This is a genomic window from Streptomyces katrae, assembly GCF_000717655.1.
In the GTDB taxonomy this organism is placed as follows: domain Bacteria; phylum Actinomycetota; class Actinomycetes; order Streptomycetales; family Streptomycetaceae; genus Streptomyces; species Streptomyces katrae_B.
Window position 1 is genome coordinate 56,886 of the sequence record NZ_JNZY01000031.1, and the last position, 25,530, is coordinate 82,415.

General features: G+C 71.0%; 28 protein-coding genes. 15 read left to right on the forward strand and 13 right to left on the reverse strand.

The genetic code is table 11. From position 1 onward, the window contains the following. Positions 1–85: 85 nt before the first annotated feature. Genes pstC through pstB form a run of 3 tightly spaced genes read left to right on the forward strand, consistent with a single transcriptional unit; the run spans position 86 to position 2,962 of the window. Entirely contained in the window at positions 86–1,075 is a 990-nt protein-coding gene (gene pstC, locus IF09_RS0129860) for a phosphate ABC transporter permease subunit PstC (RefSeq protein WP_030300889.1), read from the forward strand. Beyond that, on the forward strand, positions 1,075–2,157 hold the full coding sequence (gene pstA / locus IF09_RS0129865) for a phosphate ABC transporter permease PstA (protein WP_030300891.1): 1,083 nt from the start codon (positions 1,075–1,077) through the stop codon (positions 2,155–2,157). Before pstC ends, pstA begins: the two co-directional genes overlap by 1 nt. 28 nt (positions 2,158–2,185) lie before the next feature. Further along, positions 2,186–2,962: a phosphate ABC transporter ATP-binding protein PstB gene (pstB, locus tag IF09_RS0129870; protein ID WP_030300893.1), complete on the forward strand. Its 777-nt coding sequence runs from the start codon at positions 2,186–2,188 to the stop codon at positions 2,960–2,962. 135 nt (positions 2,963–3,097) lie between these two features. Here pstB and IF09_RS0129875 read toward each other — a convergent pair whose 3' ends face one another. The 3 genes from IF09_RS0129875 to IF09_RS0129885 all read right to left on the reverse strand — a co-directional run bounded on the left by IF09_RS0129875 (position 3,098) and on the right by IF09_RS0129885 (position 5,902). Further along, positions 3,098–4,123 carry a hypothetical protein gene (locus IF09_RS0129875; protein WP_051833084.1) on the reverse strand — a complete coding sequence of 342 codons (1,026 nt, stop codon included), beginning with the start codon at positions 4,121–4,123 and terminating at the stop codon, positions 3,098–3,100. Positions 4,124–4,277: 154 nt separating this feature from the next. After that, positions 4,278–5,276, reverse strand: coding sequence for an inorganic phosphate transporter (locus IF09_RS0129880; protein WP_030300897.1), 999 nt, complete (start codon positions 5,274–5,276; stop codon positions 4,278–4,280). 5 nt (positions 5,277–5,281) lie between these two features. Continuing rightward, positions 5,282–5,902 carry a DUF47 domain-containing protein gene (locus tag IF09_RS0129885; protein ID WP_030157116.1) on the reverse strand — a complete coding sequence of 207 codons (621 nt, stop codon included), beginning with the start codon at positions 5,900–5,902 and terminating at the stop codon, positions 5,282–5,284. 207 nt (positions 5,903–6,109) lie between these two features. Here IF09_RS0129885 and IF09_RS0129890 point away from each other — a divergent pair, with 207 nt between their 5' ends. Further along, positions 6,110–6,448 (forward strand): metal-sensitive transcriptional regulator, encoded by a 339-nt coding sequence (locus IF09_RS0129890; protein ID WP_030300899.1) that lies wholly within the window; start codon positions 6,110–6,112, stop codon positions 6,446–6,448. 27 nt (positions 6,449–6,475) lie between these two features. On the opposite strand, the gene IF09_RS46435 is transcribed toward IF09_RS0129890, so the two are convergent. Continuing rightward, positions 6,476–6,628 (reverse strand): hypothetical protein, encoded by a 153-nt coding sequence (locus IF09_RS46435; protein ID WP_165937309.1) that lies wholly within the window; start codon positions 6,626–6,628, stop codon positions 6,476–6,478. A gap of 162 nt (positions 6,629–6,790) precedes the next feature. Further along, entirely contained in the window at positions 6,791–7,624 is an 834-nt protein-coding gene (locus IF09_RS0129900) for a hypothetical protein (RefSeq protein WP_030300901.1), read from the reverse strand. 130 nt (positions 7,625–7,754) lie between these two features. On the opposite strand from IF09_RS0129900, the gene IF09_RS0129905 reads away from it, so the two are divergent. Both IF09_RS0129905 and IF09_RS0129910 read left to right on the forward strand, forming a co-directional pair. Continuing rightward, positions 7,755–7,964 carry a hypothetical protein gene (locus IF09_RS0129905; RefSeq protein WP_030300902.1) on the forward strand — a complete coding sequence of 70 codons (210 nt, stop codon included), beginning with the start codon at positions 7,755–7,757 and terminating at the stop codon, positions 7,962–7,964. A gap of 98 nt (positions 7,965–8,062) precedes the next feature. Beyond that, positions 8,063–8,296 (forward strand): hypothetical protein, encoded by a 234-nt coding sequence (locus tag IF09_RS0129910; RefSeq protein WP_030300904.1) that lies wholly within the window; start codon positions 8,063–8,065, stop codon positions 8,294–8,296. Positions 8,297–8,407: 111 nt separating this feature from the next. On the opposite strand, the gene IF09_RS0129915 is transcribed toward IF09_RS0129910, so the two are convergent. From IF09_RS0129915 to IF09_RS0129935, 5 genes are all read right to left on the reverse strand, one after another. Then, a complete protein-coding gene (locus IF09_RS0129915; protein ID WP_030300906.1) occupies positions 8,408–9,124 on the reverse strand; it encodes a phosphatase PAP2 family protein in 717 nt (238 codons plus the stop codon). Between the two features lie 212 nt (positions 9,125–9,336). Continuing rightward, complete coding sequence (locus IF09_RS0129920; protein ID WP_030300907.1) at positions 9,337–10,347, reverse strand: NlpC/P60 family protein; 1,011 nt, start codon at positions 10,345–10,347, stop codon at positions 9,337–9,339. Positions 10,348–10,423: 76 nt separating this feature from the next. Then, positions 10,424–12,088, reverse strand: a complete 1,665-nt coding sequence (locus tag IF09_RS0129925) for a serine/threonine-protein kinase (RefSeq protein ID WP_030300909.1) — start codon at positions 12,086–12,088, stop codon at positions 10,424–10,426. A gap of 70 nt (positions 12,089–12,158) precedes the next feature. After that, positions 12,159–12,998, reverse strand: a complete 840-nt coding sequence (locus IF09_RS0129930; protein WP_051833095.1) for a thioesterase family protein — start codon at positions 12,996–12,998, stop codon at positions 12,159–12,161. A gap of 84 nt (positions 12,999–13,082) precedes the next feature. Next, complete coding sequence (locus tag IF09_RS0129935) at positions 13,083–13,691, reverse strand: LysE family translocator (protein WP_030300913.1); 609 nt, start codon at positions 13,689–13,691, stop codon at positions 13,083–13,085. A 63-nt stretch (positions 13,692–13,754) separates the two neighbouring features. On the opposite strand from IF09_RS0129935, the gene IF09_RS0129940 reads away from it, so the two are divergent. Further along, the gene (locus IF09_RS0129940; RefSeq protein WP_051833087.1) at positions 13,755–14,273 is read left to right on the forward strand and encodes a GNAT family N-acetyltransferase; all 519 of its coding nucleotides are present in this window, start codon (positions 13,755–13,757) and stop codon (positions 14,271–14,273) included. Between the two features lie 10 nt (positions 14,274–14,283). Then, complete coding sequence (locus IF09_RS0129945) at positions 14,284–15,138, forward strand: pentapeptide repeat-containing protein (protein WP_030300917.1); 855 nt, start codon at positions 14,284–14,286, stop codon at positions 15,136–15,138. Positions 15,139–15,175: 37 nt separating this feature from the next. On the opposite strand, the gene IF09_RS0129950 is transcribed toward IF09_RS0129945, so the two are convergent. Both IF09_RS0129950 and IF09_RS0129955 read right to left on the reverse strand, forming a co-directional pair. After that, on the reverse strand, positions 15,176–15,586 hold the full coding sequence (locus tag IF09_RS0129950) for a YunG family protein (RefSeq protein ID WP_030300919.1): 411 nt from the start codon (positions 15,584–15,586) through the stop codon (positions 15,176–15,178). Positions 15,587–15,621: 35 nt separating this feature from the next. Further along, on the reverse strand, positions 15,622–16,317 hold the full coding sequence (locus IF09_RS0129955) for a hypothetical protein (RefSeq protein WP_030300921.1): 696 nt from the start codon (positions 16,315–16,317) through the stop codon (positions 15,622–15,624). Between the two features lie 404 nt (positions 16,318–16,721). Between IF09_RS0129955 and IF09_RS0129960 the strand changes: the two genes are divergently transcribed. From IF09_RS0129960 to IF09_RS0129985, 6 genes are all read left to right on the forward strand, one after another. After that, entirely contained in the window at positions 16,722–17,030 is a 309-nt protein-coding gene (locus IF09_RS0129960; protein ID WP_008742356.1) for a hypothetical protein, read from the forward strand. 79 nt (positions 17,031–17,109) lie between these two features. After that, positions 17,110–17,946 (forward strand): hypothetical protein, encoded by an 837-nt coding sequence (locus IF09_RS0129965; RefSeq protein WP_030300924.1) that lies wholly within the window; start codon positions 17,110–17,112, stop codon positions 17,944–17,946. After that, on the forward strand, positions 17,936–19,270 hold the full coding sequence (locus IF09_RS0129970) for a hypothetical protein (protein ID WP_030300926.1): 1,335 nt from the start codon (positions 17,936–17,938) through the stop codon (positions 19,268–19,270). The genes IF09_RS0129965 and IF09_RS0129970 overlap by 11 nt, the downstream gene beginning before the upstream one ends. Then, entirely contained in the window at positions 19,267–20,829 is a 1,563-nt protein-coding gene (locus tag IF09_RS0129975; protein ID WP_030300928.1) for an SCO6880 family protein, read from the forward strand. The genes IF09_RS0129970 and IF09_RS0129975 overlap by 4 nt, the downstream gene beginning before the upstream one ends. Positions 20,830–20,848: 19 nt before the next feature. Beyond that, complete coding sequence (locus IF09_RS0129980) at positions 20,849–22,267, forward strand: ATP-binding protein (RefSeq protein ID WP_030300930.1); 1,419 nt, start codon at positions 20,849–20,851, stop codon at positions 22,265–22,267. Next, positions 22,267–23,862, forward strand: a complete 1,596-nt coding sequence (locus tag IF09_RS0129985; protein ID WP_030300932.1) for a hypothetical protein — start codon at positions 22,267–22,269, stop codon at positions 23,860–23,862. The genes IF09_RS0129980 and IF09_RS0129985 overlap by 1 nt, the downstream gene beginning before the upstream one ends. 160 nt (positions 23,863–24,022) lie before the next feature. Here the strand turns inward: IF09_RS0129985 and IF09_RS0129990 are convergent, their stop codons facing one another. Next, complete coding sequence (locus tag IF09_RS0129990) at positions 24,023–24,577, reverse strand: GNAT family N-acetyltransferase (RefSeq protein WP_030300934.1); 555 nt, start codon at positions 24,575–24,577, stop codon at positions 24,023–24,025. 40 nt (positions 24,578–24,617) lie between these two features. Between IF09_RS0129990 and IF09_RS0129995 the strand changes: the two genes are divergently transcribed. Next, a complete protein-coding gene (locus IF09_RS0129995) occupies positions 24,618–25,439 on the forward strand; it encodes a DUF3626 domain-containing protein (RefSeq protein ID WP_030300936.1) in 822 nt (273 codons plus the stop codon). Positions 25,440–25,530: the final 91 nt, after the last annotated feature.

Below are 25,530 nucleotides of genomic sequence, written 5' to 3' on the forward strand. Positions count from 1 at the left end.
CCGGCCTCCGGGGCCCTCCCCTCCACCCAGGGGATCCGGTGCACCGCCGCCAGGGGGTCTTCCCCCCACCCAGACCGGAAAGACCATGGCTTCCACCACACCCACCCAGATAGACCAGGCTCCGCCTGTCTCCAAGAGCGCGAGGTCCACCGGTCGTGCCGGTGACAAGATCTTCGCCGGGCTGTCCAAGGGCTCCGGCATCCTGCTCCTGGTGATCATGGCGTCGATCGCCCTCTTCCTCACCTACCGTGCCTCGATCGCCCTGTCGAAGAACGAGGGCAACTTCCTCACCACCTTCGACTGGAACGCGTCGGCCAACCCGCCCGTCTTCGGCATCGCCGTCCTGCTTTTCGGCACCGTCGTCAGCTCGATCATCGCGATGGCCATCGCGGTTCCGATCGCTGTCGGCATCGCCCTCTTCATCTCGCACTACGCGCCGCGCAGGCTGGCCGCCCCCCTCGCGTACGTGGTCGACCTGCTCGCCGCCGTGCCGTCGATCATCTACGGCATCTGGGGCGCGCTCTTCCTCGTCCCGCAGCTCGGGGGCCTGAACCTCTGGCTCGACGAGTACATGGGCTGGACCTACGTCTTCGACAAGACCCAGGTCGGCGTCGCGCGCTCCCTCTTCACCGTCGGCATCCTGCTCGCGATCATGATCCTCCCGATCGTGACCAGCGTCAGCCGCGAGGTCTTCCTGCAGGTCCCGCGCATGAACGAGGAGGCCGCCCTGGCCCTCGGCGCGACCCGCTGGGAGGTCATCCGCATGTCGGTGCTGCCCTTCGGCCGCTCCGGCGTCATCTCCGCCTCGATGCTCGGCCTCGGCCGCGCCCTCGGCGAGACCATGGCCGTCGCCACGGTCCTCTCCCCGAGCTTCCTGATCAACGGCCACATCCTGGACCCCGGCGGCGGCACGTTCGCCCAGAACATCGCCGCGAAGTTCGACGAGGCCAACGAGTTCGGCCGCGACGCGCTGATCGCCTCCGGTCTCGTGCTCTTCCTGCTCACCCTGCTGGTCAACGGCGCGGCCCGGCTGATCATCGCCCGACGCAAGGACTTCTCGGGGGCGAACGCCTGATGAGCCACGCACTCCAGGACCAGCGCCCCACCGGGGCCCGCACGTCCGTAGCCCCCGCCGGCCTCACCCGCGGCGGCCTGCCCCGCTGGGCGCCGGCCGCCATCGCCGCCCTCTCGATCGCCCTCGGCTGCGGCATCGGCGTCGTCGCCGACCTCCACAGCAAGATCCAGTGGGGCCTGATCGCCTCGATCCTGTTCGTCGCGATCACGTACACCGCCAGCGCGATCGTCGAGAACCGCCGCCAGGCCAAGGACCGCGTCGCGACCTCCCTCGTGTGGGTCTGCTTCGTCCTCGCCGTCATCCCGCTGCTCTCGCTGATCTGGACCACCATCAGCCGCGGTATGGAAGCCCTCTCCGGGGACTTCCTCAGCCACTCGATGAACGGCGTCACCAGCTTCGAGGAGGGCGGCGGCGTCTACCACGCGCTGCTCGGCACCATCGAGCAGGTCGCCCTCGCCACCGCGATCGCCGCGCCGATCGGCCTGCTGACCGCCGTCTACCTCGTCGAGTACGGCAAGGGCCGGCTCGCCAAGGCCGTGACGTTCTTCGTCGACGTCATGACCGGCATCCCGTCCATCGTCGCGGGTCTGTTCATCCTGACGACCTGGAACCTGGCGCTCGGCTTCGGCCCGTCCGGCTTCGCCGGCGCCATGGCCCTGTCGATCCTGATGATGCCCGTCGTGGTCCGCTCCACCGAGGAGATGCTCAAGCTCGTCCCGAACGAGCTGCGCGAGGCCGCCCTCGCCCTCGGGGTGCCGAAGTGGCGCATGATCCTCAAGGTCGTGCTCCCCACCGCCATCGGCGGCATCGCGACCGGCGTCATGCTGGCCGTCGCCCGCATCGCCGGTGAGACCGCGCCGATCATGCTGCTGGTCTTCGGTACGCAGCTGATCAACGGCAACCCCTTCGAAGGTGCTCAGTCCTCGCTCCCGCTGTACATCTGGGAGCAGTACAAGGTCGGCAGTGACGCCTCCTACGACCGGGCCTGGGCCGCAGCGCTCGTCCTGATCGCCTTCGTCATGATCCTCAATCTGGTGGCCCGCGGCATCGCCCGCTGGAAGGCCCCGAAGACCGGTCGCTGACGCGACCAATGAAAGCGAAGTGACCCTCATGGCGAAGCGAATCGACGTCAGCGGACTGTCCGCCTTCTACGGCGCCCACAAGGCCATCGATGACATCTCGATGACCGTGGAGCCCCGCTCCGTGACCGCCTTCATCGGCCCGTCCGGCTGCGGCAAGTCCACCTTCCTGCGCACCTTGAACCGCATGCACGAGGTCACCCCCGGCGGCCGCGTCGAGGGCAAGGTGCTGCTGGACGACGAGAACCTGTACGGCGCCGGTGTCGACCCGGTCGCGGTCCGCCGCACCGTGGGCATGGTCTTCCAGCGCCCGAACCCCTTCCCCACCATGTCGATATTCGACAACGTGGCGGCGGGCCTGCGCCTCAACGGCAGCTTCAAGAAGTCCGAGCTCGCGGACATCGTGGAGCGGTCCCTGAAGGGCGCCAACCTCTGGAACGAGGTCAAGGACCGCCTGAACAAGCCGGGCTCCGGCCTCTCCGGCGGCCAGCAGCAGCGTCTGTGCATCGCCCGCGCCATCGCGGTCGAGCCGCAGGTCCTGCTGATGGACGAGCCCTGCTCGGCCCTGGACCCGATCTCCACCCTCGCGATCGAGGACCTGATCGGCGAGCTCAAGGAGCGCTTCACGATCGTCATCGTGACGCACAACATGCAGCAGGCCGCCCGCGTCTCCGACCGGACCGCCTTCTTCAACCTCTCGGCGGTCGGCCAGCCCGGCAAGCTCGTCGAGATCGACGACACGGACCGGATCTTCTCGAACCCGTCCGTGCAGGCGACCGAGGACTACATCTCGGGCCGCTTCGGCTGAACCGGAGCCCCTCGGATGTGAACACGTCCTGCGGTGCTGCATGGCGGTGCCACCGCAAGGCGAAAGAAAAGGGCCGGCTCCCCCTGGGTGGGGGGAGCCGGCCCGACTTCGTTCCCGGGCGCCGGGGCCCGTGGATCAGTCCTCGTCGCCGCGGTCGCCGTCAGGGCGGGCCGGCGGGGCCGACACGGTCCCCGGCCGGGCGACGAGCGAGTCGGTGCAGTTGGGGATGGCTCCGGCCGGAGCGCAGTTGTCCGGGTGGTTGTTCTCCACGGTGGTGCGGGTCAGGGTCACCGCGCCGCCTTCGGTGCGGATGCCGCCGCCGCTTCCGGGACCACCGCTGGCGGTGTTGTCATGCACCTTGGAGTCGCGCAGTGTGGCCGTGGCGTCCTCATCGAGGCTGATGCCGCCGCCCTGCAGGGTCGCCAGGTTGTAGCGCACCTTGGTGTTGACGAGTGTCAGCGTGGTGCCGGATCCGACGTTGCGGATGCCTCCCCCTCGGACGGCGCTGTTGTGCTCCACCACGGACCGGGTCAGAGTCGCCGTGGCGCTGTTGAACAGGGCGCCTCCGTTGCCGGTGGTGGCGGTGTTGTCCTGCAGCCTGGAGTCGGTCACGGTCAGCGTGCCGACGAGGTTGTCGATGCCGCCGCCGAAGCCGCTGGCGGTGTTGTGGCGCACCGTGGAGTGATCGAGATTCACCGTGCCGTTGCCCTGGTTGCTGATGCCGCCTCCATTGGCGGAGGTGTTCTCGCTGATCTCGGAGCGGGCCACCGTCACCGTGGCGCCGAGATTGTTGATGCCGCCGCCCTCGGTGCTCGAACGGCCGCCGATGATCCTCAGCTTCTCCAGCTTCACCCGCACCCCCGCCCCGCTGACGGTCAGCGTGCTGCCGGCCTGGTTGCCGTCGAGGACCGCGTCCGCGTCCTGCCCACTGGTCAGGGTCAGGTTCTTGGTGATGGTGAAGGGGCCCACGCAGTGCCCGGACAGCCGCAGGGTGGCACCCGCCGCCGCGTTGTTGATCGCGGTCTGCAGGCTCTGGCTGGAACAGCGGACCGTGATGCCCTCCGTGGCGTGCGACGGGGCCGCACCGACCAGTCCGGCCAGGCCCACCCCCATCGCCGTGGCCGCGACCGTGATGAGCTGCCCCGAGCGGACTGTGCGCATGCCTGTTCTCCTGTCCTCGTGTGCCTGACGGAGGCTCACGCTAGGCAGCAGGGACCACGATGGCCGGTGACAGTCCGCAGGGGTCCCCCGGATGACCGAGCGGTGTGCGCCGAAAGGCGGGCGGCATCAGGGGGACGCCCTGGCAGGGGGCCGGCTAGACGAAGGCCAGGTCGACGATCCAGAAGCTGAGCGCGGCGACCAGCGCCGCGGCCGGCATGGTGATGAACCAGCCCATGACGATGTTCTTGGCGACGCCCCAGCGGACCGCGTTGACCCGCTTGGTCGCGCCCACGCCCATGATCGCCGAGGTGATCACGTGGGTCGTGGAGATCGGCGCGTGGAACAGGAACGCCGAGCCGAACATGATCGAGGCGCCGGTGGTCTCGGCGGCGAAGCCCTGCGGCGGGTCCAGCTCGATGATCTTGCGGCCCAGGGTGCGCATGATGCGCCAGCCGCCCGCGTAGGTACCGAGCGACAGCATCACGGCGCACGCGAGCTTGACCCAGACCGGGATCGCGTCGCCGTTCTCCTGCACATCGGCGATGACCAGGGCCATCATCACGATGCCCATCGTCTTCTGCGCGTCCTGCAGGCCGTGGCCGAGGGCCATGCCGGCCGCCGAGACCGTCTGCGCGATACGGAAACCGCGCTTGGCCTTGTGCGGGTTGGCCCGGCGGAACATCCACAGGATGGCGACCATCACCAGATAGCCGACGACCAGGCCGACGACCGGTGAGACGAACATCGGGATGACGACCTTGTCGACCACTCCCGACCAGATGACCTCGGTGCCGCCGGCCAGCGCCGCGCCCACCATGCCGCCGAACAGCGCGTGCGAGGAGGACGAGGGCAGCCCGAAGTACCAGGTGATCAGGTTCCACACGATCGCGCCGACCAGCGCCGCGAAGAGGATCCACATGCCCCGGTTGCCCTGGGGCGTCTCGATCAGGCCCTCGCTGACCGTCTTGGCGACGCCGCTGCCCAGGAAGGCACCGGCGAGGTTCATCACCGCGGCCATCGCGAGGGCGGCGCGCGGGGTCAGCGCGCGGGTCGAGACCGAGGTCGCGATCGCGTTCGCCGAGTCGTGGAAACCGTTGGTGTACGTGAAACCGAGCGCGACACCGATGGTCACGATCAGAGCGAAGGTGTCCACGAGGTTCAGGACTCCTTGACCGCGATGGTCTCCACCGTGTTCGCGACGTGCTCGAACGCGTCGGCCGCCTCTTCGAGCACGTCGACGATCTGCTTGAGCTTCAGCACCTCGATGGCGTCGTACTTGCCGTTGAAGAGCTGTGCGAGCAGCTTGCGGTGGATCTGGTCGGCCTGGTTCTCGAGGCGGTTGACCTCGATCCAGTACTCGGTCAGGTTGTCCATCGTCCGCAGGTGCGGCATCGCCTCGGCGGTCAGCTCGGCCGCCCGCGCCAGCACCTCGATCTGCTGCTCGACACCCTTGGGGAGCTCCTCGACCTGGTAGAGGACGACCAGGTCGACGGCCTCCTCCATGAAGTCCATGATGTCGTCGAGCGACGACGCCAGGTTGTAGATGTCCTCGCGGTCGAACGGCGTGATGAAGGAGGAGTTCAGCTGGTGGAAGATCGCGTGAGTGGCGTCGTCCCCCGCGTGCTCGGCTGCCCGCATCCGCTCCGCGATCTCGGCCCGGGCGGAGGAGTCCGCTCCGAGCAGTTCCATGAGGAGCTTGGAGCCCGTGACGATGTTGTCCGCGGATGCGGCGAACATGTCGTAGAAGCTCGTCTCCCTGGGGGTCAGACGAAATCGCACGTGAGGTCCTCGGGCTGCATTGGATTCGGTCAGGCTGATGCTAGGCGCATCCCCCGGCCACGGCTAACCGGCGGTTCCGGGCGGTTCCCCAGTGTCCTCCATCAGGCAGAGTGAGGACCACGGGCCCCTGCCCCTTCGCCCGGGGCCCGGTACCCTATACCCATGAGGGGTATGTACACCCCTCAGGTCCGGACCACGGGAGGACGCATGACTGCCATCGAGGCGGAAGGCTCCGGAGCCGACGTCGCCGCCACCGCCGGCGCGGTGCACGGCTACCACCACCAGAAGGACGAGCACCTCAAGCGGCTGCGCCGGATCGAGGGCCAGATCCGGGGTCTGCAGCGGCTCGTCGACGAGGACGTCTACTGCATCGACATACTCACCCAGGTCTCGGCGAGCACGAAGGCCCTCCAGTCCTTCGCGCTCCAGCTGCTCGAGGAGCACCTGCGGCACTGCGTCGCCGACGCGGCCGTCAAGGGCGGGGACGAGATCGACGCCAAGGTCGAGGAAGCGACGAAGGCCATCGCGCGCCTGCTGCGCACCTGAGCCCTCCGGCCCGCGCTGCGGATGCGGCTACAGCCCGAGACCCATCAGGACCTCGTCGATCCGGTCCTGGCTGAGCCGCTCCTCGTCCGCCGCGGAGGCCGCGATGATCAGTTCGCCGCACAGCTCGATCTCGGCGAGCGCCACGTGGTCCTGCACCGTCGTACCGCCAGCGGGAGTCACGCGTGTCACCTCAATCTGCCGTCATCGGTCATCGGGCCATCGGTCGTCGACGCTCGATTTCTCAGCGTAGGGAGGACGGGGCGCTGTGCGCATGACACGGATGGACCATTTCCGGATACCGGGCCATGGCCCGATCGCGCCGCCCCGGGACCGTCCGGCCGGCTATTCGGCGATCTTCCCGGCGTAAATGTCCTCGCTCGCGGGCAATACGACGGTCACCGGCGTCCCGAACCCGTAGAGCAGCGTGGTGGAGGAGACATCGATCACGCCATTGTTGACGTAGGTGAAACGGTGCCGGACCTTCCGCAGCCGGCCCTCCTCGTCGAGATAGACGTCGAAGGGGACCACGTCCTTGCTGAACCCTTTCGCCGCCGCCTCCAGCGCCCCGCGGACCGCCGGTGAGGCGCTCTTCGCGGCCTGCCCGATGTCGGTGGTCCCTCGGTAGTGCCGCACCTTCGTGCCCGCCACCTCGGTCTCGCCCACGTACGTCGCCTCCTGTACGCCGCGCAGCAGCTCGGCGGCGGCCAGCGGATCGGTGGCCCCTCCCGTGACGAGGTTGCCGTCCGCCAGGGCCGTCGTGTCGACGCGGACCCACTTGTCGGCGGGCACGCCCGCGCCCCGGTTCTTCATGTAGAGGGCGCCGGGTACGAGCAGCTCGGTGATGGGCCGGTGCTCGTCCTTGCCGGCCGCGTCGGCCGGGAGCATCACCAGGAGCTGGCCCATCCGGTTCTTGAAGTCGACGCCGCCCTCGCCGCGGATCGTGACCCGGGTCCCGCCGGTGGCCATCTCCATCGCCGTACGGGCCTGCGCGCTGCCGGTCTTCGCCAGCAGGTCGGCGGCTCCCCGGACGATCGCGGCCGGGTCCGCGGCGGGCCGGTCGTCGGCCTGGCCCGGGCCTCCGCACCCGCTCATCGCGGCCACGGTCACGGCCATGCCGAAGGCGAGCACCGCCTCACCCGCCCGCCCGCGCCGCCGCCTGTGCTGGTGCACCACCATCGCCTGCCAACCCCCAACGCGTGACCGCTGTTTGCCCGAGGCCCCACCCGCTCCGGTTAACGAGGTCCGGGGTTTCCCGTCACGGGCCGCCGCGGTCCCGGGCGCGTCCCGGACCCAGTACCGTGGGGGTGTGGATCCGCACACCAAGGCGTCGCTCGTCCCTCCGCTTGAAGCCGTGCCGCTCCCCCGCACCACCGGGCGGCCACCCGCCGGGCACACCACGAGCACCGCCGAGCGCGGTTCGTTCTGCCTGGCCCTCTGCACCTGCGGCTGGAGAGGCCCGGCCCGCCGCTCCCGCGACCTGGCCCGCAAGGACGCGGACCGGCACACCTCGGGCTAGCTAGGGGCAGGGGCTCGGGCAAGGTCCGGGGAGCTTCTTGATCGCCCGTTCGGACGGCCCGGCTGGCCGAGGCCCGCGGGAGCGGATGCCCTGGAACCATGCCAGGACCCGCACCCCGCGTCGCCGCCCTCCTCTGGGCCCTGCTCATCGCCCTCACGCCCGCCGCCGTCGCCTCGGCGAGCCCGACGGGCTCGGCCGACGGCCCGGCCGACGTGGCCCTGGCCGTCGGAGCGACCACCACCGCGTCCGTGGCCACCGGTCTGTGGCTGCGCTCCCGCTACCGCCGCGAGGGCGGCCCGGAGGGCCACGGCGCGGAGGGCGGCGACCCGTGACGCCCCGCCTCCGGCCCAGAGCGGTCCGGCTGTGCTTCGGCGGAGCGGGGCTGTGCCTGCTGGCGGCCGTCCTGATCTCCGTATGGGACGCGTACGGCCGATCCTGAAAAGCTACGCCGCGAGGTCCTTCTCGTGCGTCAGGCAGCCCGGCGGCGGGGTCTGGGGCTGGGCGAGGTCCACCGGGCGGGGCAGGGCGCGGCGCTTGGCGCGGACCAGCCGGCCGGCGCGCGGGGCGCGGGCCACCGCCCGCACGAGCGGGTTCAGCAGTGCCATCGCGAGCGGCGCGAGCACCAGCACGACGGCCGTGCCGAGCGCGAAGCCGCCGATGACGTCGGTCGGGTAGTGGACCCCGAGGTACACGCGGCAGACGCCCTCGGCGAGGGCCAGGCCGATCCCGATGAGCCCGATCTTGCGGTTCGCGATGAACAGGCCAACGCCCAGGGCCATCGCGAGGGCGGCGTGGCCGCTGACGAAGGAGAAATCGCCCGGGCCGGCGTACGGTGCGAGCACGTCCAGGCCGCTGTGCTCGGCGAACGGCCGCGGACGCCCGACGAAGGCGCGCAGCGGGACGTTCACGAGAAGCGCGAGCGCGGCGGCGATCGGGGCCCACACCAGCGCGGCGAACGACTCGACGGCCGTGGACTCGTCCTGCCGGCGCGCACCGTGCCAGCACCACAGGACGAGGAGCACCAGGGCCAGCGGGATCCCGTACGCGCTGACGAGACCGACGGCCCGGTCGACCCCGTCCGGGGCGTGCCGGGCCAGTCCGTTGATGTCGTACAGCAGGCTGACGTCCACGTTCGGCCCACTACTGGTGAGTCCAGCCATGGCGATGCGGCCCCTTGCCCTTGCTCGGTCCCCTCGGGCGCACCCCTGTGTGCGCCCCTGAACCCCCCCGTTGATCAAGCCTGCGTCCATGGAACGCCCGTTCTGAACGCCACGTTCCACTCTCCACCGAATGATCACGGCAACGTTATCGAAGAGTGACTCATCGTCGCAGCTCAGGGCCTCGGGTTGACGCAGCGTGGCGAAGGGCGCGGCTAGGGGGACTTGGCGTCGGCGGTGCGGTCGGGAAGGGCCTCGGCCCCGTCCTTCGTCACGCGGGTCGCGCCGAAGTAATCGGGGGTGTCGATCTTGTCGAAGCGGATCACAGCGCCGGTGTACGGGGCGTTGATCATGTATCCACCGCCCACGTAGAGGCCGACGTGCCGGATCTCCCGAGAGTTCGTCAGATCATCGGAGAAGAACACCAGGTCACCGGGCAGCAGTTCGCCGCGCGCGGGATGCGGCCCGGCGTTGTACTGGTCGTTGGCGACGCGCGGCAGCTCGATCCCCACCGATTCGTACGCCGCCTTGGTCAGCCCCGAGCAGTCGAACCGCCCGTCCTGGTCCGGCGTACCGTTGCCGCCCCACAGGTACGGGGTCCCCAACTGCTTCTGCGCGAAGTAGATGGCCCCGGCGGCCTGCTGCGAGGGCGCGACCCGCCCGACCGGCCGCTCGAAGCTCTTCGCGAGGGTCGTGATGGTCTTCACGTACCCCTGGGTCTCCTTGTACGGGGGCACACCGCCGTACTTGATGACCGCGTACGCCCCCGCGTTGTAGGCCGCGAGCATGTTGCCCGTCGGGTCCCCGGGCACCCCCGCCACGTCCTTGGCCAGCTCGCAGTCGTACGAAGCGGCCGAGGGGATCGCATCGTTGGGGTCCCAGATGTCACGGTCGCCGTCACCGTCCCCGTCGATGCCGTGACCGGCCCACGTGCCCGGGATGAACTGCGCGATGCCGCGGGCGTCGGCCGGGCTGACGGCGCTCGGATTCCAGCCGCTCTCCGAGTACAGCTGGGCGGCCAGCAGCGCAGGGGTCACGGCCGGGCACAGCGTCCCCCACTTCTGCACCAGGTTCTGGTACTTCGCGGGTACGGCCCCCTTGGCCAGTCCGACCGCCCGGCCCCCGGCCGCCCCGGCACCCACGAGGCCGGCCGCGGCGGAGTACGTACCCACCACGATCAGCACGAGGAAGCTCAGACAGAGTCCGATCCCGATCCCGCTCGCCATCCAGAATCTGCGCACCCGTCAACACTCCCCCATCCCCGTCACCTTCACGTGCGAATCGCTCGTGTCGCCGGAAGCGCTAGCCCACTCGGAAGCCCGTGCAGCGGATGCTCGCGTACTTCGTAGGATCATCTTCAACGTGGTAGAAGACCACCGTCCAGTCCCCCGGGTCGTTGGCGAGGGGCACGCCGGGGTACGTCTTGCCGTTCACGTGCTCCGCGAAGTCGTCCGGGTACTTGAGCGTCAGGAACTCGCCCGTCTTCCACTTGCCGTAGATGTCGACGGGCTTGCTGGTGAAGCCCACGGCCCGGTTGTCCATGGGGAAGGGCTTGCCGGTGAACGGGTCGAGGTCGTGCGGGGACCTGACCGCCACCGACACGTAGTACGGATCGGGTCTGGTCGCGCTGTTCTCCGCGTACTTGATGCGCATGCTGATGTTCACGGACTTCCCCGAGACCTCGGCGCCGGCCTGCATGTCCGCACCGGGCGGCTTCTGCTCCGGCCCCAGGTTGCACGCGCCGGTGCCGTGCGCGGCGCGCTCCGGGTCGGTGGAGGGCAACCAGAAGTAGTGCGAGATCTGGTTGCCCTCGATGTACTCGGCAGGCGGCTTGCCGGCGCTCTTGGACACCGAGGGCGCGGCGCCCCCCGCGGCCGGCGTCTGCCCGGGCGTACCCGTGGCACCCGCCGCACCGTCCTTGCCCCGGCTCCCCTCACCGTTCCCGTCGAACGGGGCCAGCTTCCAGGCCGCCAGCGACAGGGCCGCGACCACCGCCACGGCCGCCACCCACACACCCGTCCGCCCACGCCGCGGCGGGATCCCGGCCGTGTACTGCGTCGGCGTGTAGCCGTACGGCAGGCCCGGCCCCTGCGTCCGCATCTCGTGCACCGGCACGGCCTCGCCCAGCGCGCCCAGCCCCACGTACACGGGATCGTCGATCAGCGCGTCCCGTACGCCGCACCGGCCGATCACCTCGGCCAGGGCCGGCCGGGCCGCCGGGTCCTTCGCCACGCACGCCTCGATCAGGGCCGCCAGCCCCGGCTCCACCCCGGCCACGTCGACCGGCTCGTGCACCGCCCGGTAGCTCACGCTCGGCGCGGCGCCCGTACCGAACGGCGGCCGCCCGGTCGCCGCGTACGCGAGGGTCGCGCCCAGCGCGAAGACGTCCGCGGCGGCCCCCGCCTCGGCCCCGAGCAGCACCTCGGGCGCGGTGTACCCCGGGGTCCCCGGGGCCTGGCCGTCCTGGGTTAGGGCCGTCTCGCCCACGCCGCGCGCGATGCCGAAGTCGATGAGCTGCGGGCCCTGCGCGCCCAGGATGACGTTCTGCGGTTTGAGGTCCCGGTGCGTCACCCCGTACGCATGGACGCTCGCCAGCCCCTCCGCGAGAGCCGCGAACAGCCGGCGGCAGGTGTCCGCGGGCAAACCGCCGCGCTCCGCCACGGCATGACCGAGCGTCGGACCCGCCACGTACTCCGTGGCCAGCCAGAACGGCGGCGCCTGCAGCGAGGCGTCGATCAGGTTCGCCGTGTACGCCGACCGCACCGCGCGCACGGTCTCGGCCTCACGCCGGAACCGGGCCAGGGCCTCGGGGCGGCCGGTGATCTCGTCCCGGATCACCTTCACGGCGACCAGACGCCCGCCGGGCGAGCGCCCGAGGTACACCTGCCCCATCCCTCCGGCACCGAGCCGGGCCAGCAGCGCGTGCGCCCCGATCCGGGCGGGGTCGAGGTCTCTCAGGGGCTCCATTGACCCGAGCCTGCCACACCGACTGCCGTGCCACGGAACCGGGTTGACCACGAAGGCCGCCGCGAACGCGTCACGCTGAGCGCGCTGCCGGGAGCGCGGTGCCAGGAACGCGGCGCCAGGAGCGCGGTGCGACGAACAGGCTCTGCGCGCTCCGCCCGATCGGCCCCTTCTCGTCGTGCAGCCGGGCGTCGGCGAGCCCGATCCCGCCCGCGTCCACACTCGTACGGGCCTCCACGCAGGCCCACTCGCCCACCGGGTGGCGGTGCAGGTGGACGGTCAGGTCGCCGTTGATGAACACGTACCGCCCGAAGTCCATGACCGAGCTGATCCCGTTGCCCGAGTCGGCGGCGATCAGGACCCGGTCCAGCGGCCTGGTCTCCTCCCCGGCGACGAGCGGCACCTTCATCCGCATCCAGCACGTGCCGGGGCCCAGCTCCACGAACGCGCCCTCCGTGAACCGGGTCTCCATCGCCGAGTGGTAGCCGGTCTCCCACGGCACCGGGAAGAACGGCGTCACCTCCACCTCCCCGGGCGGCGGCAGCTGCGGGCCCGGGGCCACCCCCGGCACGGCCTCCTCGGCCACCCGGATCCGCAGCGCCCGCGCGAGCATCACCGGCGCCGCCCCGGCCGGGGCGAGGGCGGCCTCGACCACCTCCGTGCCGCGGCCGGCCCGGAGCACCGACGTGGTGATCTCCAGCGGGCCGATCGGCACCGGCCGCAGGATCTCGTACGTGATCCTCGCGATCCGCATGTCCGCGCGGGCGCCCTCCCGCTCCTCCACGGCCCGGCCGAGCAGCGCGGCCGGCGGCCCGGCATGCTGCGAGCCGGGGTCCCACGGCCCGCGCGTGTACTCGGTGGCCAGGAACCGCCCGGCATCGACCCGTTCGAAGAACGCCTCGGAGATCGCCATGCCCGGCACGCTACCGACAGGTAACCCGCCCCGCCAGGCCTTCACGGAACAACGGGGCCTCGGCCGGAACACCGGCGCAGCACCTCAGCGGGCGAAGCCCAGCCCGACCCCGAGACCCACCAGCACCGAGCCGATCGCCCGGTTCAGCGCCTTCTGCGCCTTCAGCATCCGGTCGCGCAGACGGGAGTTCGAGAAGAACAGCGCGACCGCACCGAACCACCCCAGGTGCGCCGCCGACATGAACAGCCCGTACCCGGCCTGCTGCCAGACCGGCGTGTCCGGGTTGACGACCTGCGTGAACGTCGACACCACGAACAGCGTGGTCTTCGGGTTGAGCACATTGGTCAGGAACCCGGACCGCAGCGCACCCACCCGGGTCAGCTCCGGCTTGGACTCCAGGTCCACGCTCAGCTCGGCCCGCGCCCGGAAGGTCCGGATCCCGATCCACACCAGGTACGCGGCACCCGCCAGCTTGATCGCCGTGAACAGGGCCGTGGAGGAGGCGATCAGGAGACCGACCCCGAGCATCGTGTACGAGACGTGCACCAGCACGCCGGCCGCGACACCGGCCGCCGCGAAGAGCCCGGTGGGCCGCCCGTACAGATAGCTGTTCCGGACGACCATCGCGAAATCGGCGCCGGGACTGATCACGGCGAGGAGGGTGATGACGGCAACTGCGATCACTTCTGTCATGTACGGATGCTCACCGCACCGGCCCCCGCGATCAACCGGGTTCCGTACACGAATACTCGAGACATGAACACGACGCCTTCCTCCCCCTCCACGGCACCCGCGCCCCTCTCGCTGCGCCCGTTCCGCCCCGCGGACGACGCCCCGGCCCTTCACCGCTGGATCACCACCCGGGCCGAGCTCGTCACCTGGGCGGGGCCCTCCTTCACCTGGCCGCTGGACGACGCCCAGCTCACCGCCTACGCCGCCGAGCCGGACCGCCACACCTGGACCGCGGTCTCCCCCGACGGACGCCCCCTCGGCCACATCTCCGTACGCGGCTCCCGCCTGGGCCGCGTCCTGATCGCCCCCGAGGCGCGGGGCCGGGGCCTCGGCGAGACCCTCCTCACACTCGCCGTCGCCCGCGCCTTCGACGAGCTGGGCCTGACCTCGCTCGACCTCGGCGTCTACGCCCACAACACCGCGGCCGTACGCCTCTACGAGAAGCTCGGCTTCCGCACCGAGCAGGTACTGGAGGACGTGGAGGAGGTCGACGGCGTCCGCTGGTCGGCCCTCCAGATGCGGCTCACCGCCCCCGACCGGTGACAATGAAGGGGTGTCCGCCACTCCCGCCACGCCCGCCGTCCCCTCCGGGGCCGCCCTCCCGGCGCTCCCCGTCCTGCAAGCAGACTGCTCGAACTGCTTCGCGCTCTGCTGCGTCGCCCTGCCCTTCGCCAAGTCCAACGACTTCGCGGTGAACAAGGCCGCCGGAACGCCCTGCAAGAACCTCCGGCAGGACTTCCGCTGCGGCATCCACACCCGGCTGCGCGACAAGGGATTCCAGGGCTGCACCGTCTTCGACTGCTTCGGCGCGGGCCAGCAGGTCTCCCAGGTGACCTTCGGCGGCCGGGACTGGCGTACGCACCCCGGCACGGCCGCCCGGATGTACGAGGTCTTCCCGGTCCTGCGGCAGCTGCACGAGCTGCTCTTCTACGTCACCGGCGCGCTCGCCCTCCCGGCGGCCGCCCCGGTCCACGCGGACCTGAACCGCGCGCTCGCCGAGACCACGCAGTGGACCGCCGCCGACGCGGACGCCCTCACCGCCCTGGACGTGAGCGACCTGCGCGGGCGCATCAACACGCTCCTCCTGCGCGCCAGCGAGCTCGCCCGCGCCAAGGCCCCGGCCCGCAAGAAGAACCACCGCGGCGCCGACCTGATGGGCGCCCGCCTCGCAGGCGCGGACCTCCGCGGCGCCAACCTCCGCGGCGCCTACCTCATCGCCGCGAACCTCAACGGCGCAGACCTCCGCCTGGCGGACCTGATCGGCGCGGACTTCCGCGACGCCGACCTGCGCGGGGCGGACCTCCGCGACGCCCTCTTCCTGACCCAGCCCCAGCTCAGCGCAGCCCGGGGCGACGCCAGGACCAAGATCCCCCCGACGCTGGCCCGCCCCGCGCACTGGCCCGCGTAACCCGCCCCGGGAACCCGGACTCCCGCCGCTTCCGGGCTCAGCCGCCGATCGCGCCCAGCCTGGCCTCGACCCGCCCGCGCAGCAGCTGGTACTCCTCCCAGCGCCGCGGCAGCCGCCCCTGCGGCCGCGGCCCCATCAGCCGCCCCTCCGTCACCACCTGTCCCCGGCGGAACTGCTCCCGCGTCAGGTCCACCTGTATCCCCCCGGGGAGCACGTTCCACGTATGGAACCCCTGCTGCTCCCCCTCGAGCCAGACCTCCCCGACCATCAGCCCGCCCCCCATCAGGTCCTGCACCACCAGCGAGGTGATGTCGCAGTGCCCCCAGGCAGGGTTGTCGGCCGTCCAGGGCGCCCGCTCGACGTCATCGGGCGAGCAGGTCTCGGCCGACCACCCCGCTCGGATGGCCGCTTCGATGTCCTTCAGGGTCCACGGAGTTGCGGTCGTCATCCGTCCACTGTGCCGCGCCCCACTGACAACGGCCCTCAGGGCCTGATGATGGCCGTCCACCCCGACGGACAGGTGAGCGCGCCCGTCCCCGTGTACGTGCAGTGGTTCTCGAACACGTCGCCCTGGGTCGTCAGCACCTTCACGAACACCGTGGCTCCCACGGTGTTGACCGACACCCCGCACGCGTTCCGCGGATGCCCCGGGTTCAGCGCCGTGGTGAGGTCCCGCCAGGTGTAGGCGCCGACCGGCGCCGTGTCGCGCACACCGAGGAACGTCCTGCCCCGGTGCAGGACGGCACTGAACTCCAGGTTGCTCGCCCCGGGGGCCGTGTCGATGTCCTGGCACGGCCCGTGCGGCCCCCGCGGCCCGGGTGGACCAGCCGGCCCCCGGTCACCCTTCGGCCCGCGGTCGCCCTTCGGCCCGCGGTCGCCCTTCGGCCCCCGGGCACCCTTGGGACCGGCGCACGAACTGGCAGGCGCCGCCTTGCCGGCCTTCCTCGTCTTGACGACCTTGACGGCCTTGGTGGCCTTGGCGGCCTTGGCGGCCTCCGGGGCCGGCAGCGTTCTCGCATCCGGCTCAAGACACCTGCTGCCCCAGCCGGGCGCCACCGCCACGACAGCCCCCTCGGCAGCCGCCGCCGGGACCGAGGCGCCCATGAGCGCGACCGCCAGCGGAACTGCGAATCCGCCGGCCAGCCACGCACGCCGACCGGCCTTCACTGCGGAACCCATCCGTCACTCCTTGCGTCGTCCCATCGAACGGCCTGGAGCATCTCCCGCAACACGCCGAAGAGATGGAACGACTGACGGAATGTCGGACGAACGTCAGCGGCTCGGCCCAACGACACGCCCGCACACTGCGCCGAACGGCGGCCCCCCGAGCGGCCCCCCGCAAGCCGAGAGGGCAATCATTGCCCGGGGTCACCCCCCGTGATACACAGAGTGACCATACGTTCTACAGAATGCCCACCGCCCGTGCCCAGGTCAGAGCGCGCGAGCGGGCCAAGGGCCGGGAGATCGGGTAAAGAGAGCCGTCAAGTCGACGTACGACGACGGTTTCATCAGCGAAGATAGTACGTGACCCCTGCCGTCGGGCACGGGCGACCGGAACTACCCATACAGGGGCGGTGAGTTACATGATCCTGGCAGCCGAAAAGGGCGACATCACCACCATCATCGGCGGAATCGCCCCGAACTGGGGGCCGTTCGGCAGTCTCGGCAACGAAGCGAAGGTCATGATCGAGGTGGTCATGGCCGTTGCGATCCTCCTCTGCCTCGGCATCGCCATCTGGGGCGCAGCCAAGCAGCGCATCGGCGCGACCGCCCTGCGCGACACGTTCAGCGCGGAACAAGGCAAGGGCCTGATCGTCGCCGGCCTCACCGGCGTCTTCATCATCGGCTCCCTCGGCACCCTCTTCACCATCGTCTACGGAATGGCCGTCTAGCCGGGCCGCCCACCGGCTGCCGGACCTGATGAGGAATCACCACACCACCGTCGTACGACGCAGAGGGGGCGGACACGGAATGAGCAACGAAGACCAGTACGGCGGTGGCGACGGCTACGGCGACGTCGGCGGCACGGGCCAGACCCGCACCCGCCTCCCCGACGCCCCCTCGGACCCGTACGGCACCCCGCGCCGCACCCCGCGCGCCTCCCGGGGCCTGGTCACGGTGGTCGGCGTGGTGGTCCTCCTGATCGCCGCGATCGCGTTCGCGAACCAGTCCGGCGACACCCCCACCACCCCCTCGGCAGAAACCACCCCCCCTGCCCCCGCCTCCACCCAGGCCACGGGCACCCGCCCGGTGGACGGCAAGAACGGCGGCATCCCGAAGGGCTTCGCGCACGACGAACAGGGAGCCCAATCGGCCGCCGCCAACTACGCGGTCGCGCTTGTTTCCGCGGACATCCTGAAGCCACAGGTGCGGCGCCAGATCGTCCGCCAGGTCTTCGTCGCGGACAAGGTGTCCGAGCTCGAGAGCAGACTTGATCAGGCCTACGGCAAGACGTTCCTGGACCAGGCCGGACTGGACGCCAACGGAAATGCGGCGCAGGGCCTGACGTACATCTCTCGGACCGTACCGGTCGGCACCAAGACGACCAAGTACTCCGACACCACTACGTCCATCGACGTCTGGTGCACAGGCGTTTTCGGCACTGCAGGCGTCGGCTCCACCAACCCGGTCAGCAACGACTGGTTCACCATGACGCTGACTCTCCGCTGGGCGGAGAACGACTGGAAGGTCGAAAGCTTCGCCCAGAAGGACGGGCCGGCCCCCGTCCACACGGACCGCACGGCCTCCACGGCCGAGGAGATCGCAAAGGCTGCAACGGAGTTCGGAGGGTTCACCTATGCCCGGTAGCCGCACCCTCCGCCTCACCGGGGCCCTGGCCGCTGTACAGGCGACAGTTGTGCTCCTGTCGGCCCGCGCCTCCGCGGCCCCCACCCCACCGACGTCCCCGTCCCCGTCCCCTTCGGCCTCGCAGCCCAATGACAACCGGTGCGACCTGATCGTGGGCCCGGCCAAGGACTACTGCGAGCGCGGCAGCGGAGCCACCGGCGGAGCCCCCCGCACAGGCCTAGCGCCCAGCGACCCGGCCGACGCCCTCAACCCCCTCGCCTCCCTGGCCAAGGGCTGCGCCGACGCCGCCGCCTGGATCGTCACCGAGCTCAGCAAAGCGATCAACGGCTCCGCCAACGTCGACTTCACCAACGGCGCCTTCCTCAAGCAGTACGCCATCGTCTTCGCCGCCTCCACCATCCTCACGCTGGTGCTCTGGCTCTTCGCCGTCGCCAAGCGCGCCATCCGCGGCGTCCCCCTCACCACCGCCATCTCCGAAGCCGTCGGCTTCCTCTGGCTCACCGTCCTCGCCTCCGCCTTCACCCCCCTGATCCTCTACACCGTCGTCTCCGCCACCGACGGCGTCACAGAAGTCATCGCCTCGGCGGGCGGCGGCCAGACCGACGTCTTCTTCGGCTCCTTCATCGAGGCCCTCAAGAAGGGCGACTCCATCGGCGGCGGCCCGATCATGCTGATCGTCGTCTCCCTCGTCACCGTCCTCGCCGCCGGCGTCCTCTTCCTCGAGCTCTTCATCCGGGCCGCCCTCCTCTACGTCGGCGCCCTCCTCGGCGTCGTCGTCTACGCCGGGCTCGTCGACCGGAACCTCTGGGGCCACGTCCGCCGCTGGGCCGGCATCATGATCGCCGTCATCCTCGTGAAGCCGGTCATCGTCATCGTCCTCGGCCTCGCCGGAGCCCTCGCCGGCGAGAAGGGCCCCAATGCCTTCTCCGCCGTCGTCTCCGGCCTCGCCATCATCCTCCTGGCGATCTTCGCGTCCGCGATGATCTACCGCTTCGTCCCCGGCTTCGGCGACGAGATCGCCTCCGCCCGCGCGGGCCGCAGCAAGGCCACCGACGGCGCCCAGGCCGCCGCCGTGATCAGCTCTCCGGCCTCCCTCGTTTCCCAGGGCATCAAGACGCACAGCAGCCGCGGCGCCCACCGCGGAGGCGGTGACGGCGGCGGCTCCGGCGCCCCCCGCCCCGCCAACCCCCTCTCCGGAGGCGTGGCCGCCCACAGCAGCCGCCCCACCTCCGGCGGCGGGGCCGGCGGCGGATCTGTCCCCTCCGCCGCACCCCCGCCCCGCACGAGCTCGAGTACGAGGAACCCAGGAGGTGACGGGCGTTGACGACCCAGTCACACCAGCTGCACCCGGTCGCGCCCCGCCGCACGTATCTCATCGGCCGGGCCCGGCCGAACGCGATCGTCGGCAAGAACCGCGAGAGCGGCGAGATCGCCCTGATCATCGCCGGCGCGTTCCTCGGCATGATGAGCGGCCTGCTGGTCCCCGAACTCACCCTGCGCATCGTCAGCCTGGCCGGCTTCCCCATGGTCGCGCTCGCCGCCGTGTACGTCCCGTACAAGGGCCGCACCTTCTACAAGTGGTTCGAGATCAACCGCAGCTACAAGCGCACCCTGCGCCGCGGCACGACCTACCGCTCCGGCGCCATGGAAGCCGGCGTCCGCGCCGCCGACGGCCGCGAGGTCGAGGTCGGCCCGCCCCCCGGCATCGGCCGGATCAACTGGCTCGCCGCCCCCTTCGGCCCCGACGAGATCGCCGTCCTCCTCCACGCCGACCGCAGAACCGTCACCGCCGCCATCGAGATCGAAGGCCCCGGCGTCGGCCTGCGCGACAGCGAGGACCAGGAAGCCCTCGTCGACCGCTTCGGCACCCTCCTCAAGCACGTGGCCAACGGTGACGGCTTCGTCACCCGCCTCCAGATGCTCGCCCGTACGCTCCCCGCCGACCCGGACGCCCACGCCAAGGACGTCGCCCAGCGCGGCGACACCCACGCCCCCGTCTGGCTGCGCGACTCGTACGACCAGCTCCAGTCGATGGTTTCCACCTCCTCCGAGCAGCACCGCGCCTACCTCGTCGCCTGCATGCACTACACGCGCGAGCTCGCCGCCGAGGCCCACACCATCGCCCGCGCCGGCACCCCCCACAAGGGCCGCAAGCTCGACCGCGACGCCGGCCTCGCCATCGTCATGGCCCGCGAGCTCACCGACATCTGCGCCCGCCTCGCCGAGGCCGACATCCGCGTCCGCCAGCCCCTGGGCCAGGGCCGACTCGCCTCCCTCGTGCACTCCATGTACGACCCGGACCACCCCATCGACCACATCCAGGCCATGACCAAGCGCAACGCCTGGCCGGCCGAGCTCGACGCGGTGGAACCCACGTACCTGCAGGCCAAGACCCGCGAGTCCTCCACCCGCGCCCCCTGGTGCCACGCCACGGCCTGGGTGAAGGAATGGCCGATGACCCCGGTCGGCGTCAACTTCCTCGCGCCCCTCCTCGTCCACACTCCGGACGTGATCCGCACCGTCGCCGTCACCATGGATCTGGAGCCCACCGAGGTGGCCATCGAGCGCATGCTCACCGAGAAGACCAACGACGAGGCCGACGCCAGCCGCGCCGCCAAGATGAACCGGACCGTCGACCCCCGCGACATCGCCGCCCACGGCCGGCTCGACCAAAGAGGTGAAGATCTCGCCAGCGGTGCGGCGGGAGTGAACCTGGTCGGGTACATCACGGTGTCGTCGCGATCGCCGGAGGCCCTCGCCCGTGACAAGCGCACCATCCGCGCCTCGGCGGGCAAGTCGTACCTGAAACTCGAATGGTGCGACCGCGAGCACCACCGCGCCTTCGTCAACACCCTGCCGTTCGCCACCGGCATCCGACGCTAGCTGGAGGGAAGTGCCGCCCATGCGAGATCCCATGTCCGCTCTGACGGACGCCTTCACCAGCTTCCTGTTCGGCAAGGTCGAGACCACGCGCCTGCCCGTACGCACCTCCACCGGGCAGGCGCAGGCCGTCTACCTGCCCACCGCCGCACCCGGCCTCGGCGACTCCGGCGTCATCATCGGCCGCGAGGTCTACAGCGGCAAGGGCTACATCTACGACCCCTTCCAGCTGTACGGGCAGCAGCTCCCGGCCCCGCACTGGCTGGTCCTCGGCGAGTCCGGCAACGGCAAGTCCGCCCTGGAGAAGACGTACGTACTGCGCCAGCTCCGCTTCCGGGACCGCCAGGTCGTCGTCCTCGACGCCCAGGGCGAGGACGGCGTCGGCGAGTGGAACCTCATCGCCCAGCAGCTGGGGATAACCCCCATCCGCCTGGACCCCATCGCCGCCAACGACGACGGGATCCGCCTCAACCCCCTCGACCCGGCGATCACGACGACCGGCCAGCTCGCGCTGCTCCGGACCATCATCGAAGTCGCCATGGGCCACGGCCTCGACGAACGCTCCGGCTTCGCCCTCAAGGTCGCGCACGCGTACGTCGTCGACGCCATCCGCGACCGCCAGCCGGTCCTCACGGACATCGTGGAACAACTCCGCCATCCAAAGGCCGAGTCCGCGGAGGCCATGAACGTCGACATAGACGATGTCCGCGCCTGGGGCCTCGACGTCGCCCTCGTCCTCGACCGCCTGGTCGACGGCGACCTCCGCGGCATGTTCGACGGCCCCACCACCGTGGGCATCGACCTCGACGCCCCCCTCATCGTCTTCGACCTGTCCCACATCGACCGCAACTCGATCGCCATGCCGATCCTGATGGCGATCGTGGGCGTCTGGCTGGAACACACCTGGATCCGCCCGGACCGCAAGAAGCGCATCTTCCTGGTCGAGGAAGCCTGGCACATCATCAACAGCCCGTTCGTGGCCCAGCTGTTCCAGCGCCTCCTCAAGTTCGGCCGCCGCCTCGGCCTGTCCTTCGTAGCCGTCGTCCACCACCTCTCGGACGTCGTCGACGGCGCGGCCGCCCGCGAGGCCGCGGCCATCCTCAAGATGGCCTCGACCCGCACGATCTACGCCCAGAAGGCGGACGAGGCCCGAGCGACGGGCCGGGTCCTGGGCCTGCCCCGCTGGGCGGTGGAGATCATCCCGACCCTCACTCCCGGCATCGCGGTCTGGGACGTCAACGGCAACGTCCAGGTGGTCAAACACCTGATCACCGAGGCGGAACGCCCCCTGGTGTACACGGACCGCGCCATGACGGAATCCTCAGCCCAGCCCCAGCTCCCCGACGACCTCCTGGCAGCCGAACTGGAGGCGGAGGAAAGAGCCCTCCTGATGGAACGCCACCGCAACGGCGGCCCGGGCCCGGCAACAACGGTGGCGTAATGCACGACGAACGGAACGGAAAACCAGGCGGCATCCCGGACGCCCTCCTCCTCGCCCTCCTCGCCTTCCTCCTGGGCCTGGCGGCCCTCGTCTGGACCTCCACCGGCCTGGCCGCGCTCTTCTCGAAGGGCGCCTGGCCGTCCACGGTGACGTTCACCCGCACCCCCGGCGCAGTCCGCGCCCTGATAACCCAACCGCACGACGTCCCAGGAGCCTGGCCCGACACGGCGCCCTCGGCCCTCTCGGGCTGGGGCCTCTTCTGGGGCCTCTTCATCAGCCAACTCCTGGTTCTCTTCGTCCTGACGATCTTCGCCATGGGCATCGTCGCCCGCACGAAATCCCGCCGAGCCAACCCCACCGGAGCGCCCGTCCCAGCCGGGGCGCACCACCCGGCCCAGCCGCCCGTCCCAGCCGGGGCGCACCACCCGGCCCACTCGCCCATTCCAGCCGGGGCGCACCACCCGGCCCACCCGCCCATTCCAGCCGGGGCGGCCGATCCAGCCCCGGCGGCGTTCGAGGGGCAGGGGCCCGGGGGCAGCGCCCCCGGCAACTCCCGCCCGGCGACCCCGACCCCGCTCCCCGGCCCGGCCCCGCTGCCCATCCCGGCCGGGCCGGCCGATCCAGCCCCGCCGGCGTTCGAGGGGCAGGGGCCCGGGGGCAGCACCCCCGGCAACTCCCGGGCCAGCCTGGCCTACGCCGCTCCCCCGGAGCGCCACCGCCTGGCCGCCCAAGCCCTGGCGGCAGCCCCCGGCGCGGCCCTGGTCCTGACCTCCTCCCCCGCCCTCTGGGCAGAGACGAAGGACGCCCGCGCCAAACTCGGCCCGGTCCTCCTCTACGACCCCTCGCACCTCTGCGACACCCCGGCCCGCATGCACTGGAACCCCGCCGACGCCTGCGCCGACCGCGACACCGCCGCCGCCCGCGCCACCGCACTCCTGGCCCCCGTACGCCCCCAGGCCCGCATGGACGCAGCCGTCGCCGACACCGCGGAAACGCTCCTGCGCAGCTGGCTCCAGGCCGCCGCCCTCGACGACCGCCCGTTCAAGCAGCTGCACCGCTGGGCCCAGGGCAACAGCGCCCAGGACCCGGTCCGCATCCTCCGTACGCACCCCCAGGCCGCCCCCGGCTCCGCCGGCGAACTCGAGAGCGCCCTCACCGCGCACCCCGAACGCCGCGAGCAGGCCCAGAGCCTGACGGCCCGTGCCCTCTCCTGCCTCACGTCCATCCACATCCGCGAGGCCTGCAACCCGAACCGAACAGACGCACTCACCCTCGCATCGTTCGTGAGCGAAGGGGGCACCCTCTACATGGTGGGAGAACCGCTGGAAGACCCCCGCACCCACCCGGGTGCGATGCCCCTGCTCACCGCACTCGCCGCGAGCGTGGTCGAGCACGGCCGCCGCATGGCCGCACGGTCATCCCACGGCCGGCTCGACCCACCACTGACGCTGGTCCTCGAGGACGTCGCGGCCGTGGCCCCGATTCCCCAGCTCCCCGAGCTGCTCCAGGACGGGACCCTCCCCCTGCTCGCCCTGTGCCGCAGCCGCGAACAGGCCCGCGCCCGCTGGCCGGAGGCAGCTGCGCTCCAGTACTAAGGGCTGTCCCGTAATCCCCGGCGGATCAGCGCACGGCGTCAGATGCGGGGCATCGCAAGGCGGAGGGGCGTCCGCATACTGGGCGTATGCGGACGTTCCGACAACGCAGCGAGGCGCCGTAGCTGTCGTCGTGCGCCCGCCGGGGACTACGGGACAGCCCTTAGGGACGCGGCAGCACGTACTCGAACTCCTTGGCCCCCGGATCCGCCGGCACCGGTACGACCTCCCCGCTCGCCCGGAACCCGATCCGCCGGTAGAACGCCCCGGCCCGCTCGTTGTCCTCGTGCACGAAGAGCCGTACGCGCTCCAGCGCCGGCCCCTCCAGCGACCAGGCCCAGTCCAGCGCAGCCGCGAACAGGCCGTCGGTCACCCCGGTACCCCGCTGCTCCGCCCGTACGAACACACCCACGACATGCCCCTGGGTCTGCTCGACGACCCGCTCGAAGAAGTCGCTGGTCCCGCCCTCCTCGACCAGGACGGTCACGGACCCGACCCACCGGCCGTCCGGAGCCTCGGCCACGAACTGCCGCGCGCGCCGCCCGTGCGAAGCCCCCTGCGCCCGGTCCTGCCAGAACTCATCGGCCCTGGCCTCCGCTTCGGCCAGGGTCTCCAGGAAGGCCACCGGCGCCGCCGGATCCCGCAAAGCGGCGATCCGCAACTCCTTGACCTTCTCCCATTCGTCGCCCCGCACCGCACGCATCACATACTGATCCATAATCGCGGATCCAATCACAGGACTGATGCACACTGCATCCATGAATCCACACGTCCGGGCCCTCCGCCACGTCACCGATCGCGCGTCGGGGCCCCCACTGGACCCGACCCTCACGGTGACGCTCAACTTCCACCCGGACCGCGTCTTCGGCGACCGCCCGATCCTCACCGCGCTCGCCGAGGACGGCGTGTACCGTTCGCAATTCGTCACGGGCACCAGCAACGGCGGCCTCACCGCCCATGCAGGCGGAGCGCGTTGGCACTGGGAGAGCCGCATCTTCGGAGGCGCCTACGACGACGCGCCGGCCGAAGCCCGCCCCGTCTACGGCGCCTTGAACTTCCGCCGCCGCCCGGTCGGCGCCGCTCCCCGCTTCGGCTCCGCTCACTTCCGCCTCACGGCGGAGGCCCTGCACCGGACCACGTTCTGCTATCCGGACAGCTACCTCGAGCCCGAATCCTTCGGCGTCGCGGACCGCATGTCCCTGATCGCCCTCGCGGAGGCCGACGACCAGGACGCCCTGGACGACTACGTCGAGGCCCAGATCCACGCCCCCGTCCGGCTCGACCGTGACGTCGCCGCGCTCGTACTGGACCCCAGCTATCGGGACACCGAGGTCGAAGCGGCAGCCGAGAAGCTCCCCTGCGCGCTCGAATGGCACGCCGGCTTCCACCTCACCGTCGAAGAACTCCGCCGCCACCCCGACTACCGCGGCCAGGCGTACGTCGACCTCGGCGAGGCCATCGCCGTGGCCGGGAACCTGACGCCCCGCATCCTCGGCGAGGCGGCCCGCACCGGCCGGTACGACGAGCAGGCCCTGAAGCGGGTCTGGCACTGCCTGGCCCGTTTCGGCCAACGCCCGTAAACGCAGAAAAGCCCCGCACCATAAGGTGCGGGGCTTTCCCACAATGATTGTTCGGCGGCGTCCTACTCTCCCACAGGGTCCCCCCTGCAGT